General features: G+C 71.9%; 12 protein-coding genes. 7 read left to right on the top strand and 5 right to left on the bottom strand.

Going from position 1 to position 13,564, the window contains the following annotated elements:
• The first annotated feature begins 63 nt into the window (after positions 1-63).
• The 4 genes from KAK03_RS03320 (at position 64) to KAK03_RS03305 (ending at position 4,393) form a co-directional block, all read left to right on the top strand.
• The gene (locus KAK03_RS03320; protein ID WP_210851741.1) at positions 64-768 is read left to right on the top strand and encodes an SDR family oxidoreductase; all 705 of its coding nucleotides are present in this window, start codon (positions 64-66) and stop codon (positions 766-768) included.
• Positions 765-2,177 (top strand): MFS transporter, encoded by a 1,413-nt coding sequence (locus tag KAK03_RS03315; protein WP_310738450.1) that lies wholly within the window; start codon positions 765-767, stop codon positions 2,175-2,177. Before KAK03_RS03320 ends, KAK03_RS03315 begins: the two co-directional genes overlap by 4 nt.
• A 31-nt stretch (positions 2,178-2,208) precedes the next feature.
• Positions 2,209-2,775 carry a PaaI family thioesterase gene (locus tag KAK03_RS03310; RefSeq protein WP_210851740.1) on the top strand — a complete coding sequence of 189 codons (567 nt, stop codon included), beginning with the start codon at positions 2,209-2,211 and terminating at the stop codon, positions 2,773-2,775.
• 133 nt (positions 2,776-2,908) lie between these two features.
• A complete protein-coding gene (locus KAK03_RS03305; protein ID WP_210851739.1) occupies positions 2,909-4,393 on the top strand; it encodes a hypothetical protein in 1,485 nt (494 codons plus the stop codon).
• 20 nt (positions 4,394-4,413) lie between these two features.
• On the opposite strand, the gene KAK03_RS03300 is transcribed toward KAK03_RS03305, so the two are convergent.
• A complete protein-coding gene (locus KAK03_RS03300) occupies positions 4,414-5,688 on the bottom strand; it encodes a hypothetical protein (RefSeq protein WP_210851738.1) in 1,275 nt (424 codons plus the stop codon).
• 188 nt (positions 5,689-5,876) lie between these two features.
• Here KAK03_RS03300 and KAK03_RS03295 point away from each other — a divergent pair, with 188 nt between their 5' ends.
• The gene (locus KAK03_RS03295) at positions 5,877-6,356 is read left to right on the top strand and encodes a hypothetical protein (RefSeq protein ID WP_210851737.1); all 480 of its coding nucleotides are present in this window, start codon (positions 5,877-5,879) and stop codon (positions 6,354-6,356) included.
• Between the two features lie 22 nt (positions 6,357-6,378).
• On the opposite strand, the gene KAK03_RS03290 is transcribed toward KAK03_RS03295, so the two are convergent.
• Positions 6,379-7,191, bottom strand: a complete 813-nt coding sequence (locus KAK03_RS03290) for a mechanosensitive ion channel family protein (RefSeq protein WP_210851736.1) — start codon at positions 7,189-7,191, stop codon at positions 6,379-6,381.
• Positions 7,192-7,434: 243 nt separating this feature from the next.
• Between KAK03_RS03290 and KAK03_RS03285 the strand changes: the two genes are divergently transcribed.
• Complete coding sequence (locus KAK03_RS03285) at positions 7,435-9,135, top strand: PQQ-dependent dehydrogenase, methanol/ethanol family (protein ID WP_210851735.1); 1,701 nt, start codon at positions 7,435-7,437, stop codon at positions 9,133-9,135.
• Positions 9,132-9,476, top strand: coding sequence for a c-type cytochrome (locus KAK03_RS03280; RefSeq protein ID WP_210851734.1), 345 nt, complete (start codon positions 9,132-9,134; stop codon positions 9,474-9,476). The genes KAK03_RS03285 and KAK03_RS03280 overlap by 4 nt, the downstream gene beginning before the upstream one ends.
• On the opposite strand, the gene KAK03_RS03275 is transcribed toward KAK03_RS03280, so the two are convergent.
• The 3 genes from KAK03_RS03275 to KAK03_RS03265 form a co-directional block, all read right to left on the bottom strand.
• Positions 9,463-10,665, bottom strand: coding sequence for a helix-turn-helix domain-containing protein (locus tag KAK03_RS03275; protein WP_210851733.1), 1,203 nt, complete (start codon positions 10,663-10,665; stop codon positions 9,463-9,465). The genes KAK03_RS03280 and KAK03_RS03275 overlap by 14 nt on opposite strands.
• Before the next feature lie 82 nt (positions 10,666-10,747).
• Entirely contained in the window at positions 10,748-11,599 is an 852-nt protein-coding gene (locus KAK03_RS03270; RefSeq protein ID WP_210851732.1) for an ion transporter, read from the bottom strand.
• A gap of 70 nt (positions 11,600-11,669) precedes the next feature.
• Entirely contained in the window at positions 11,670-13,553 is a 1,884-nt protein-coding gene (locus KAK03_RS03265) for a potassium transporter Kup (protein WP_210851731.1), read from the bottom strand.
• Positions 13,554-13,564: the final 11 nt, after the last annotated feature.

The raw sequence follows: 13,564 nt of genomic DNA, 5'->3' as shown, positions 1-13,564 counted from the left end.
AGGAAGCCGCCGGCGCCTGCATGTTCGCCGGCAAATATGATGATCATCATCTAAAGGAAAGTCATGAAACTCGACAACGCCACCGTCCTCATCACCGGCGCCAACCGCGGCATCGGGCTGGCCTTTGCCAAGGCCGCCCTGGCGCGTGGCGCGCGCAAGGTCTACGCCGGCGCGCGCGACCCGGCCAGCGTCTCGCTGCCTGGTGTCACGCCGCTGCGGCTGGACGTGAACGCGCCCGGCGACATCGCCGCCGCCGTGGCACAGGCCAGCGACGTGAACCTGGTCATCAACAACGCCGGCATCGCGCAGTTCGGTGGCTTCCTCGACACCGATGCCGAGGCCCGTCTGCGCCGCCAGCTGGAGACCAATGTCTTCGGCGTGATGCGCGTGAGCCAGGCGTTCGCGCCGGTGCTGGCGGCCAACGGCGGCGGCGCACTGCTGAACGTGGCCTCCATCGCCAGCTGGATCACCAGTCCGGCGCTGGCCGGCTACGCGCTCACGAAATCCGCGGCGTGGAGCCTGAGCAATGGCCTGCGCCATGAGCTGCGGGGCCAGAAGACGCAGGTGCTGACGCTGCACATGGCCTTTGTCGACACCGACATGACGCAGGGCATCGACGCACCCAAGTCGACGCCGGAGCAGATCGTCGCCCGGGCCCTGGACGCGCTCGAAGCCGGCGCCGAGGAGGTGCTGGCCGACGAGCTGACCCAGCAGGTCAAGCTCGGCCTGTCGGCGCATCCCGGCGTGTACCTGCAGGCTCGGGAGTGAGCGTGGGCGGCGCCGTCGACACCCCTCGCCCGCCCGCCGGGGTCGCGGCATCGCCGTGGCCCGTGTTCTGGGTCGCCAGCCTCGCCACCTTCCTGGTGTCGCTCGACACGACGATGCTGTTCGCGGCCTTCGATCCGCTGCGGCACGCCTTTGCCGACGCCACCCCGGCCGAGCTGTCGTGGGTGCTGAACGCCTACACGGTGGTCTACGCGACGATGCTGATCCCCGCGGGCGGCCTGGCCGACACGCATGGTCGCAAGCGCGTCTTCCTGATCGGCGTGGCGCTCTTCCTGGCCGCTTCGGCCGCCTGCGGGCTGGCCGCCAGCGTGGGCTGGTTGATCGCGGCGCGGGTGCTGCAGGCTGTCGGCGCGGCGCTGCTGACGCCGGCGTCGCTGTCCATCGTGCTGGCGGCGTTTCCGCAGAGCCGGCGCGCGGTGGTGGTGAGCCTGTGGGGCGCCGTCGGCGGGCTGGCCGCCGCGGTGGGGCCGAGTGCCGGGAGTGTCGTCATCGACCACTTCGGCTGGCCCTGGGCGTTCTACATCAACCTGCCGCTGGGTGGCCTGGCGCTGTGGCGTGGTGCGTCGATGCTGCAGGAATCGCCAACGTCCGGCGTTCAACGGCGCGTGGACGGCGTGGGCATGGCGCTGCTGATGCTGTCGGTGGGGGCTGTCACCCTGGCGATCGTCGAATCCAGCGCGCCGGCATGGACCCGCATGGAACTCCTGGTCCTGGCGGCCACCGGGGGCGTGGCCGCTGGCGCCTTCGTGGCGTGGGCACGCCATGCCCGCGCACCGCTGGTGGACCTGGCGCTGTTCCACCACCGCACCTACCGCTATGTGAACCTCGCGACGCTGGTCTTCGGCACGGCGTTCTCGATGATGTTCCTGACCTTCTTCTTCTTCATGATGAACGTCTGGCACCTCAGCCTGCCGCAGGCCGGGCTGGCGGTCACGCCCGGACCGCTGCTGGTGATGCCGACCGCCATCCTCACCGGCCGACTGGCGACGCGGCTGGGCCATCGTCGCTTCCTGGTCGGCGGTTCGCTGCTGTACGCCTGCAGCAGCCTGTGGTTCCTGCTGGTGCCCGGAACCGAGCCGCAGTACCTGACGCACTGGCTGCCCGGGCTGATGATGAGCGGCATCGCCGTCGGCCTCGTGTTGCCATCGCTGTCCGCCGCGGCCGTGAACCGCCTGCCGGTGGCGCACTACGCGGTGGGCAGCGCGGTCAACCAGGCCACGCGCCAGATCGGCTCGGTGCTCGGCGTGGCACTGACCGTGGCCCTGCTCGGCCATGCGGCGCTGCAACGCGCCGACTTCAATGCCTTGTATCTCGTGCACGGCACCCTGGCGCTGCTCACGGGCCTGCTGTGCCTGCCCGTGGACACCAGGCCGCGCGCGGCGCAGCCGTGAACACCCTTCCCCACCATCGATGGAGAGTCACATGACCAAGGAGACAGGAACGCAGGCCACGCTGGATGCCTGGCAGGCCCAACTGGAGCAGGTGCGTCAACGCCGGCGTGAGCGCGGCGGCGGACAGGCCGGACTGGCCCAGCCGCACCAGGTTCAGGGCATGACTGGCCTGCAGGTGATGACCGCCTTGCTGGAAGGAGAGCTGCCCCATCCGTACATGGCGGACACCTTCGACTGCGAACTGGTCGAGGTGGGTGAGGGGCACGCGGTCTTCCAGGCGACGCCGCAGCTGAAGCACTACAACCCGCTGGGGTCGGTGCATGGTGGCTGGTATGCGACCTTGCTGGACTTTGCGCTGGGGTGCGCCGTGCAGACCATGCTGCCCGCCGGACGCGGCTACACGACCAGCCAGATCAACCTGCACATCGTCCGCGCCGCCCACACGAAGACGGGGCCGCTGCGATGCGTGGGCACCGCGCTGCACGTCGGTCGCCAGGTGGGTACGTCCGAAGCGCGCATCGTCGGCCCCGACGGCAAGCTCTACGCCCACGCCACCACCACCTGCGCCATCTTCGAGTCGCCCCGGGCGGCGGCTTGACCCGGCTGCGGGCGTGCCGCGCCGCGCGCCCCGGCATCGCCGGTGATGGTGCTTGACGCGCGGGGCCTTCGCGCCCAGAGTCACCCATCGGCCGACCTGCGAGTCCCCTCCGCGCCGATCCACAGGAGCGCGCATGAGCCAGGGCCCGGACCTCTCTCTGATGTACTTCGTGCTGGGCATCCCCGCGCTGGTGGGCCTGGCTGCGGTGGTGACGCGGCGGCTGGTGGTGCGGCGGGTGCGCCAGCTGATGATGGCCTCGTCGGGCCAGGGTGCCGCTGCGGCGCCGGGCGCGCCTGACGCAGCGCTGGCGCTGCCGCCGGCGCCGCCAGGGTGGCGCCTGGTCGATGCCCACAGCCGCCCGCCCGACGCCATCGCCTCGCGCGAGTTGCTGACCGCGCGCGCCCGGGCGGACTTCGGCACCGCCTTCAGGCACGAGTTGGCCATTGCCGCGGCCTATGTGCTGTTCCCGCTGGCGGTGTACAACTGGCCGGGCGAGGGCACGCCGGATGTGTCGGTGCTGGCCTTCATCGTCAGCCTGATGGCGATGCTGTCGCTGCCCTTCCTGGCCATGGTGCGCTACGCAGGCTTTCGCAGCCAGTTCCGCGCCCATGTGCCGGGCCTGGCTGGTGTGCTGCGGCCGTTCGCCACCCACGGGCTGGCAATCGCCCAGCCGCCCTGGCGGGCGCCGATCTGGGGCCTGTTCATGGGGCTGGCCGGGGTGCTGGTGGTGTCGGCCCTGCTGCAGGACAGCCCCGCGTGGCGCACCGCCCTGGGCTATGGGCTGGCAATGGCCGCCCATGTCGCCCTGGTCTGGCGGCTGATGGACCGGGCGCGGCGCACCCCGAACGCAAAGCTGCTGGTGCTGCGGGTCTTCGGCATCGACGAGGCCGCGCTGTTCACCTTCGAGGGCCTGCTGCAGTACTGGCGCCACTTCGGGACCTTCTTCACCGTCGTCGACCCCAGCTTCATCCACAGCCAGCACCGGCAGGGCAGCGGGATGTTCCTGGCGGTCATCGGGTCGGCGGCGGTCACCCTCATGATCGCGGCCAATGTGCCGCAGCCGGCCCTGTGGTGCGGGCTCCTGCTGGCGGCCGTGGTGGTGGCCGCGGCGGTGCATCTGCGCTGGCGCCTGCAACAGGTCGAGCGCCAGTTCCTGCGCAGCCCGGACGATGTGGCGGCCCGCCTGCAGCGCCTGGAGGCCTGGCCGCGTCAGCTGGACCTGAGCTTCCGCAGCCTGCCGATGATGTGCCACGACGACGTCTGGCAGACGGCGGTGCACCAGACCGCCCGGGTCAGCTCGGCGGTACTGATGGATCTGCGCGGCTACTCGGCCGATCGCCAGGGCTGCCGCTACGAGGTGGCCTTCCTGCTGGACACGGTGCCGCTGGCGCAGATCGTCTTCCTGGCAGACCCGCCGGATGTCGAACGCATCCAGGCGCTGATCCTGGAATGCTGGCGCACGCTGGGCGCCGCGTCGCCCAACCGCGCGGCAGCGGCGCCGCAGGTCACGGTCTACCTGGCTTCGGCCCAGGATGACCGGGACATCCAGGGCATCCTCGACCAGCTGCTGCTGGCCTCGCAGCAAGACGACCAGACCCCGGCCGCGGCCGCGGCTTAGCCTGGGGCGGTGTCAGCCGCTCAGCGCCCGAAGATGCCCTTGAGCAGGTCCTTGGCATTGGGCAGCTTGTTGCCCTCCTCCTGCGGCGTCGGCGCCTGCTCGGCGGGCATGCCGCGCGTGGGCATGCCGCCTTCCATGCCCAGCATCGCGGTGCTCTGGCTCTTCACGCGCAGCTTGACGGCCCATTGCGGCTCCCAGGCCTGCCTGGGGTCGGTGGGGCGTGGCGGGTGGGCCAGGTTGAGTTCGCTGCCGTAGGCGATGGCGCGGAGCATGCCGCCTTCGCCGCTGAACACGCCCTTGGGCACGGTGCACTGGCTGGTGGTGGGCGACAGCAGCACCTTCTCCTTGAGCCAGCGGTCGACCGCGGCGTTGGTCTGGTAGTCGAACAGGCCGAAGCCGGTCTCGGGCACCTCGGCGCTGGTCCACAGCACCATCTCGTTCTTGCCGCGCGCGCCCATGCCGGCCAGGAACTGGGCGCGGGCGGTGGGTGGCGGGGTCCAGGTCAGGGCCCAGGCGCCGTCGGCATTGCGCTGGGCCAGCTCGATGGCCGGCATCAGGTCCTGCTGGGCGCCCACCTGGAACCGGAAGGCCTCGGGCACGCCCTGGCCGCTGAAGGCGTGCTCGCCCACCAGGCTGGCCTGTGGCGGCACCATGCGGCTGTCGGCGGGGCTGGGCCAGACCGGGCGGCCGGTGGCCTGGTGGGTGCCGCGCTGCGTGGCGCTGCGCACCTGGAAGAACTTCGCCAGGTCGGCCGGCGTGGCGGTGGCCATGTCCAGCACCTTGGGCTGGCCGGCGCGCACCGTGTCGCCACAGCCCCAGTAGAGGAAGATCCGGCCCTCGGGCTTCTCGTAGCGGGGCTCCTCGTTGCGGTCCTCGCCGTGCTCAGGCGGCAGCGTGCCCTTGGTCTCGCGCGGGGCCTGCAGCTTCAGCGCCGGGCTCAGGAAGCCGGCGGGCACGGCCTGCTGGGCCTCCTGCAGCTGCGGGTTGGCGCGCGTCATCAGCGTCACATCCACCCAGCGGCCCGCCTGGCCGACCTGGGTGTTGCCGAAGCTGTTCTTGCCGCCCCCGCCGCCGAACAGGCCGCCCAGCATGGCCATCGGGTTGGGCGCACCGGCCCCACCGCCCATGCCCCCCATGCCGCCCATGCCGCCGTAGGTGGCCACATCGATCCAGGCCTGCGACTGCGGCGGCTTGACCACCTGCTGCGCCAGCGCATGGCCGGCCACCATGGCGGCGGCCAGCGCGATCAGGGACGGACGGACAACACGCATCGTGAACTCCAGCGAATGAACCATGCCCTGACGCTAAGCCCGCGGCACCGGCAACGCCATCCCGAGCTTGCGCCAGCTTGCGCCAGCACAAGCTGCGTGGGGGCGGCGGCGGTTTGTCGGGGTCCCGACAGGCCTGCAGGTGCGCGCCCCCAGGGCAGGCGGCCTGGCATTGCCCGTGCTTGGCAACCGCCCTCAACCCCCACGAGACCTGCATGAACCTGTTCACCGGCGAGGCCAGCGAGGCCTTCTTCGGCAGCGAGGTGCCCGCCGCGCTGCAGCCCCTGCTGCGCGAAGCCCGCGAGGCACCGGCCGCCGAGCGCGCCAGCCGGCTGTGGGCGGCGCAGGCCTGTGCGCCGCAGGCGCTGGCCGTGTACTACCTGCTCTACAAGCACCATGCCGGCCGGCGTGAATTCGCGCTGGCCGAGCGCGCCGCGCGTGCCGGCCTGGCCGAGGCCGCGCGCCAGGCCGCGCTGCCGCCCGACTGGCGCGATGTGCAGGCGCTGGACGGCCCGGCCGACCACGGCCCGCGCCGCTTCTGGCTGTTCACGCTGAAGGCGCTGGCCTTCATCCGGCTGCGCAGCGGCGACACCGACGAGGCCCGCGCGCTGCTGGCCCGGCTGGCCCGGCTGGACCCGCACGGCGCGGTGGGCGGCGAGGTGGTGGCGCGGCTGCTGGAGGCCGCGCAGCGCTGATCAGGCGTGCCTCAGGCGCGCATCAGGCCTGGACGATGCGGGTGATCTGCGAGGGCGTGGGCGCCGGCCAGCCGGCCTGCTGCGCGGTGCGCACGATGGCCTCGTTGGTGTCGAAAAAGACCTGCCAGTAGTGCTCGTTGGCGCAGTAGGGGCGCACCGCGATCACGCAGCCGTTGAGGTTCATGTCCAGCAGCGAAACCTCGGGCGGCTGCTCGGTGGACACGTTGGGGATGGCGGCCACCGCGGCCTTCAGGCGGGCGACGGCGTCCAGCGGGTCCACGCCCACCGCCAGCTGCGCGGTGCGCTCGACGCGGCGCACCGGCAGCGCGCTGAAGTTCTGCAGCGTGTCGCCGAAGATCTTGCCGTTGCCCACCAGGGTCATCACGTTGTCGGGCGTGACGATGGTGGTGGCGAACAGGCCCAGTTCGCGCACCGTGCCCAGCACGCCGCCCACGCTGACGAAGTCGCCCACCTTGAAGGGCCGCAGCACCAGCATGAAGGCGCCGGCAGCGAAGTTGCCCAGCATGCCGCTCCAGGCCGCGCCGATGGCCACGCCGGCGCCGGCCAGCAGCGCCGCGAAGGAGGTGGTCTGGATGCCGAAGTAGCCCAGGATGCCCAGCACCAGGGCGATGTTCAGCGCCACCGCGACGATGTTGCCCAGGTACTTGGTCAGCGTGGGGTCGACGTGGTTGCGGCCCATCGCCGCCTGGATCATGCCGACCACGCGGCCGATCAGCCAGCGGCCGATGACCCAGAAGGCCAGCGAGGCCAGCACCTTGATCGCCAGTTCGGCGACGGTGGTGCTGAGGAATTGGTGAAGGCTGCTGAAGTCCATGCGGGGCTCCTTGGGGAGAAGGCCCGCATCGTCGGCCCTGCGCGGTGTCACGGCGATGACGAGCGGTGGCATCGCGCCACCTTGTCATGCCGCTGTGGCGCGCGCACCGCGCCCGGCGCTCGGATTGCGCGCGGGGCGATCGTCGCGAAACGGGACAACCAGGCACTAGGGTTGGCACGGGTTGGTGCGACGAGGCCCGGCCGCCCTACCCTGGCGCCCATTGCCCAGGCCAGGAGACCCCCGATGCAAGCCACCCGAACCCCGATCGCCGCCGCCCTGATCGCAGCGCTGATCGCCCTGTCCGCCGCCCCGGCGACAGCGCAGACCCTGGCCGACCTGCGCCAGGACGCCGCCACGCCGGCCGACGTCAGCACCTACGGCATGGGCTGGGGCCAGCAGCGCCACAGCGCGCTGGCGCAGGTCACGCCGGCCAACGTGGGCCGGCTGGTGCCGGTCTGGAACCTCAGCCTGGACAACTCGGCCAACGCCTCCAGCCAGCCGCTGCTGATCAATGGCGTGATGTACCTCGCCACGCATTCCCACACCCTGGCGCTGGACCCGATCACCGGCCGCCAGAAGTGGAAGACGCCGATCGAGCTGCCGGCCGACATCAACGGCTACCTGTGCTGCGGCATCCAGTCGCGCGGCCTGGCGGCCCTGAACGGCGTGCTCTACCGCACCACGCTGGACGCCCATGTGGTGGCCATCAACATGGCCGACGGCAAGCAGCTCTGGAAGGTCAAGGCGGCCGACTACAAGCAGGGCTACAGCATGACCCATGCGCCGCTGATTGCCGGCGACACGCTGATCACCGGCATCTCGGGCGGCGAGTACGGCACGCGCGGCTTCCTGGACGGCTGGGACCTGAAGACGGGCGCGCGCAAGTGGCACCGCTGGACCACCGCCGCCGGCAGCGACAAGGGGGCCGAGACCTGGGCCCCCGGCATGGCCGAAACCGGCGGCGGCCCCACCTGGCTGACCGGCACCTACGACCCCGACCTGGACCTGGTCTACTGGGGCGTGGGCAATGGCGCGCCCTGGAACGCCGCGATGCGCGGCGGCGACAGCCTCTACACCGGCTCGGTGCTGGCGCTGCGCCCGTCCACCGGCGAGATCGCCTGGCACTACCAGTTCTCGCCCGCCGACCCCTTCGACTACGACGGCGCCAATGAGCTGGTGCTGGCCGAGCTGCCCATCAACGGGCAGACCACCAAGGTCCTGATGCAGGCCAACCGCAACGGCTTCTTCTACGTGCTGGACCGCCGCAACGGCCAGCTGCTGAAGGCCGACCCGTTCGCCCGCACCATCAACTGGGCCAGCGGCGTGGACATGAAAACCGGCCGCCCGGTGCCCACCGCGATGACCGAGTCGGTGCGCAGGAACCCCGAGATGGCCGAGGCGGTCGAGGTGTGGCCCAGCGCCTATGGGGGCAAGAACTGGATGCCGATGAGCTTCGACCCGAAGCGCCAGCTGGCCTTCTTCAACACCGTGGACCTGGGCATGAAGGTGCGCTACACCAGGCAGGAGCGCCCGGGCGGCCCGAACTGGTGGCTGGGCCTGGAGCTGCAAGGCTTCGTCGCGCCGGCCGACGGCCACCGCGGCGCGCTGGTGGCCTGGAACCCCATCACCGGCAAGAAGGCCTGGGAGGTGCTGCTGAAGTCGCCCAACTGGGCCGGCGTGCTGACCACTGCACCGGGCCTGGTCTTCACCGGCACGCAGACCGGCCAGTTCAAGGCCTATGACGCGGCGAACGGCCGGGAGCTGTGGAGCTTCCAGACCGGCTCGGGCATCTCGGGCCTGCCCATCACCTGGGAGAAGGACGGCCGCCAGTACATCACGGTGACCAGCGGTGCGGCCACGGTGTATGGCGCGCTGTCGGGCGACGCCGAGCTGGCCAACGTGCCGGCCGGCAGCTCGCTGTGGACCTTCGCGCTGCCCCGATGACGCGTGCGCTGATCCTGGCTGCCGCGCTGACGGCGGCCGCCCCGCTGCAAGCGCAGGAGGCCGCCTCGGCGGTGGCTGCGGCGTCCGCCGCGCCGGCCGTGCCGAGCGCCGAGGCCGGCCGCCGCGCCTACACCAGCACCTGCGCCCGCTGCCACGGCATCAACCTGGCCGTCACCAGCAGCGCCTACTTCGACCTGCGGACCTTTCCGAAGGACGAGAAGGAGCGCTTCATCCAGTCGGTGACGAACGGCAAGCGCCAGATGCCCGCCTGGGGCGGCATCGTCAAGCCAGAGACGATGGAGTCGATCTGGCTGTACATCGGCAGCGTCAATGGCTGGTGAGGTCGCCGCCGGAGGGCAGGCGGCGGTAAACCCAGCCGCGTGACACGCCCAGCACCCGGGCGGCCTCGGAGAGGTTGCCGCCGCAGGCCTGCAGGGTGCGCTGCAGCAGCTCGCCCTGCGCATCGCGCACCGTGGCCGTGGTGCTTGGCGCCTGCGCCGCAGCGGGGGGCGCCTGGGCGGGCGGCGCGGCCGAGGGCTCGGGCGCTGGCGCGGGGACCCTGGACAGGCTCACCCAGCCGCGACGGCGGGTCTCGCCACGCCCCTCGCTGCGCGCCCACAGCACCAGACCGCTGGGCAGCGGCAGTGGGCTGGCGTCGTCGCTGGGCAGCGCGGCCAGGGCGTCCAGGCCCTGGCCCAGCACCGCCTCGGCCTGCAGCGGCTCGCCTGGCAACGCGCGATCGGGCAGCCCCAGCAGGCGCGCCGCCTGGCCGTTGAGCCAGGCCACACGGCCCTGGCTGTCGATGCCCAGCAGACCGGCGGCCGAGGACTCCAGCAGCGGCAGCGCCACCTGCAGGCGCAGCACCAGGTGCTCGCCGGCCTGGGCCAGCAGCAGGCGGTTCTCGATCGCGCCGGCGAGGTGGCCGACCACGGTCGCCGCGTCAAAGCCGAAGGCGATCGCCTCGCTGGAGATGTCGAGCACGCCAGCCAGCCGGCCCTGGGTATCGCGGATCGGCACCGCGGCGCAGTGCATCTGGCGCACGCCGTCGAAGAAATGCTCGGCGCCGATCACGCTGACCGGCGCGCCGGTGCGCACCACCACGCCGGGCGCGGTGGTGCCCACCGCCTCCTCGGACAGGTCGACACCCAGGCGGGCGGCCACCGGGATCAGGTGCTCGTGCGGACGGCCGGCGCAGGTGGCACCGATCATCACGCCGCTGCCGTCGGTCAGCATGGCGGCGCAGCTGGTGGTGCCCAGCAGGCGCTGCAGCTGCGGCAGCTCGGCCTGCCAGGCGTCATGCAGGTGGCGGTTGCGCTGCAGGGCCAGGCGGGTGCGGCTTTCGGTCACCGGCTGGAACTCGACGGCGCGGTGCGGGCCGTCATGCAGGCGCTGGCAGCGTGCCCAGGACTGGAACACCGCCTCGCTGACGACGCCCGCCGGCGACACCCCATCCTCGAAGTAGCGCCGCCGCGCCAGCTCGACGATCTGCAGGCGGTCGGCAAAGAAGGGGCGGTCGGGGGCGTTCCTCATCGTCGGCGGGCTCGGGATGCAGCCGAATGTACCGCCGCCCCGACGGCGATTCCAGCCCGGAAAACGCCGGGGCGAGCCGCACTCAGCGCTGGTAGGGCGGCAGCGTGGCGCCGCAGTCGCGGCAGAAGCGCGCGGTGGCCAGGTGGCCCTCGCTGAGGCACTCGGGGCAGGTGCGGGTGGTGGGCTCCAGGCGCTGGGCGGTGAACTCGGCGCTGACGATGCCGGTGGGCACCGCCAGCGTGCCCCAGCCCAGCAGCATCATCACCGAGGCGATCAGCCGGCCCAGGTCGGTCTTGGGCGTGATGTCGCCGAAGCCCACGGTGGTCATCGTGGTGATCGCCCAGTACACGCCGGTGGGCACGCTGGTGAAGCCGTTGGCCGGCCCCTCCACCACGTACATCAGCGTGCCCATCACCAGCACCACCATCAGCACGAAGGACAGGAAGACGAGGATCTTGCGCCGCGACAGCCACAGCGCCCGGCCCAGCGCGCCGTACTCGGCCACGTAGGCGCCCAGCTTGAAGATCCGGAACACCCGCAGCAGGCGCAGCACACGCACGTCCAGCAGCGCATGCAACCCCGGAAAGAAGAAGGCCAGGTAGGTGGGCAGCACCGCCAGCAGGTCGATGATGCCGAAGGCGCTGCGCGCATACACCCACGGGTGGCGCACGCAGGCCAGGCGGGCCAGGTACTCCAGCGTGAAGACCAGCGTGAAGCTCCACTCCAGCACCGTGAAGACGGCGGCGTAGCGCTGGTGGATGGACTCGACGCTGTCGAGCACCACCACCGCCACGCTGAGCAGGATCAGGGCGATCAGCGCGATGTCGAAGGCGCGGCCGGCACGGGTGTCGGCCTCGAAGATGATGGTGTACAGGCGCAGGCGCCAGCCGGTGTCGGGGCGGCCGGGCTCGCGTGCGGGGGTGGGAGCGGGCATCCCGCCAGCATAGCGCCGCCAGGTCAGGGGCCGGGATGCCTGCGGGCCGGGGCGCGGGGCTGCAGGCCGCTCAGATCTGCACCCGCGTACCCAGCTCCACCACGGCGTTGTCCGGCAGGCGGAAGTAGCTGGCGGCGCTGCCGGCGTTGCGGCTCATCCAGGCGAAGAGCTTCTCGCGCCAGCGCGCCATGCCGGCGCCGTCGGTGGGCACCACCGTCTCGCGGCTGAGGAAGAAGCTGGTCTCGAACACCGGCACCGGCAGGCCCTGGGCGGCGCAGCACTGCAGGGCCGCGGGCACGTCGGGCGTCTCCATGAAGCCGAAGCGCAGCGTCACGCGCCAGAAGCCCGGCACCAGCGGCTCCACCTCGGCGCGCTGCGCGTCCGCCACCACCGGCGTGTCGGTGAAGCGCACGGTCAGGATCAGGTTGCGCTCGTGCAGCACCTGGTTGTGCTTCAGGTTGTGCAGCAGCGCCTGCGGCACGGTGGCCGGGTCGGCCACCGCGTAGACCGCGGTGCGGCTGGCACGCGGCACCGCGCCGGTGTCCAGGTGGCGCAGGAAGTCGTCCAGCGCCAGGCCGTCGGCGCGGATGCTGCGCACCATCAGCGCGCGGCCGCGGGCCCAGGTGCTCATCAGCAGGAACAGCGCGCCGCCCATGGCCAGCGGGAACCAGCCGCCGTCGAACAGCTTGACCGCACAGCCGGCCACCAGCAGCGCGTCGACCGCCAGGAAGAAGGCGGTGGCGCCCCAGGCCAGCGGCGCCGGCAGCCGCCAGGCGTGGCGCACGACGAAGAAGGTCATCAGCGTGGTGATCAGCATGGTCAGCGTCACCGCGATGCCGTAGGCCGAGGCCAGCGCCGACGAGCTGCCGAAGTGCAGCACCGCCGCCAGCACGCCCAGCAGCAGCAGCCAGTTCACACCCGGCAGGTAGATCTGGCCCGAGGTGGCGGCCGAGGTGTGGTGGATGCGCATGCGCGGCAGGTAGCCCAGCTGGATGGCCTGGCGCGTCATCGAGTAGGCGCCCGAGATCACCGCCTGCGAGGCGATGATGGCCGCCAGCGTGGCCAGCACCAGCGCCGGCAGCAGCAGCGGTTCCGGGAAGAGGCGGAAGAAGGGGTTCTCCAGCGCGCCGGGGTCACGCATCAGCAGCGCGCCCTGGCCCAGGTAGTTCAGCGCCAGCGCCGGCAGCACCAGCGCGCTCCAGGCCAGCTGGATCGGGCGGCGGCCGAAGTGGCCCATGTCGGCGTACAGCGCCTCGGCGCCGGTCAGCGCCAGCACGATCGCGCCCACCGCCAGCAGCACGCCGGGGCCGCGGTCGATCAGGAAGCTGGCGGCCTGGCGCGGGTCCAGCGCGGCCAGGATGGCGGGCTGCTGCAGGACCTGGTGCAGGCCGCTGACGGCCAGCACCAGGAACCACAGCACGATCACCGGCCCGAAGGCGCGGCCGACCACCGCGGTGCCGAAGCGTTGCACCGCGAACAGGGCCACCAGCACCAGCAGGCTCAGCGGCACGATCCAGTCGTGCAGCGAGGGCGCCAGCACCTCCAGGCCCTCCATCGCGCCCAGCACCGAGATCGCCGGGGTGATGATGCTGTCGCCGTAGAACAGCGTGGCGCCGAACAGGCCCAGCACCAGCAGGCCGGCGCGCAACCCGGCGCGGCCTTCCACCGCATGGGCGGCCAGCGCGGTCAGGGCCATCACGCCGCCCTCGCCGCGGTTGTCGGCGCGCAGGATCAGCACCACGTACTTCAGCGTCACCACCAGCATCAGCGACCACAGGATGGCCGACACCGCGCCCACCAGGTGGGCGTGGTCCAGCGGCACGCCGCCGGGGCCGAAGATCTCCTTGACGGTGTAGAGCGGGCTGGTGCCGATGTCGCCGAAGACGACACCGATCGCGGCCAGGGTCAGGGCGCCCAGGGGTTGGGGCGCGTGGGCATCGTGGGTCTTGTCCATGGCCCGCATGG

The sequence above is a fragment of the Ideonella alba genome, assembly GCF_018069845.1.
Lineage (GTDB): Bacteria > Pseudomonadota > Gammaproteobacteria > Burkholderiales > Burkholderiaceae_C > Ideonella > Ideonella alba.
Note: the sequence above shows the minus strand (reverse complement) of the source record. Positions and strands in the feature narration are given on the sequence as shown.

What these genes read in the sequence shown, in the direction of transcription:
- KAK03_RS03320 (WP_210851741.1), top strand. Translation starts at nt 64, where the DNA reads ATGAAACTCGACAACGCCACCGTCCTCATCACCGGCGCCAACCGCGGC.
- KAK03_RS03310 (WP_210851740.1), top strand. Translation starts at nt 2,209, where the DNA reads ATGACCAAGGAGACAGGAACGCAGGCCACGCTGGATGCCTGGCAGGCC.
- KAK03_RS03305 (WP_210851739.1), top strand. Translation starts at nt 2,909, where the DNA reads ATGAGCCAGGGCCCGGACCTCTCTCTGATGTACTTCGTGCTGGGCATC.
- KAK03_RS03300 (WP_210851738.1), bottom strand. Translation starts at nt 5,688, where the DNA reads ATGGTTCATTCGCTGGAGTTCACGATGCGTGTTGTCCGTCCGTCCCTG.
- KAK03_RS03295 (WP_210851737.1), top strand. Translation starts at nt 5,877, where the DNA reads ATGAACCTGTTCACCGGCGAGGCCAGCGAGGCCTTCTTCGGCAGCGAG.
- KAK03_RS03290 (WP_210851736.1), bottom strand. Translation starts at nt 7,191, where the DNA reads ATGGACTTCAGCAGCCTTCACCAATTCCTCAGCACCACCGTCGCCGAA.
- KAK03_RS03285 (WP_210851735.1), top strand. Translation starts at nt 7,435, where the DNA reads ATGCAAGCCACCCGAACCCCGATCGCCGCCGCCCTGATCGCAGCGCTG.
- KAK03_RS03280 (WP_210851734.1), top strand. Translation starts at nt 9,132, where the DNA reads ATGACGCGTGCGCTGATCCTGGCTGCCGCGCTGACGGCGGCCGCCCCG.
- KAK03_RS03275 (WP_210851733.1), bottom strand. Translation starts at nt 10,665, where the DNA reads ATGAGGAACGCCCCCGACCGCCCCTTCTTTGCCGACCGCCTGCAGATC.
- KAK03_RS03270 (WP_210851732.1), bottom strand. Translation starts at nt 11,599, where the DNA reads ATGCCCGCTCCCACCCCCGCACGCGAGCCCGGCCGCCCCGACACCGGC.
- KAK03_RS03265 (WP_210851731.1), bottom strand. Translation starts at nt 13,553, where the DNA reads ATGGACAAGACCCACGATGCCCACGCGCCCCAACCCCTGGGCGCCCTG.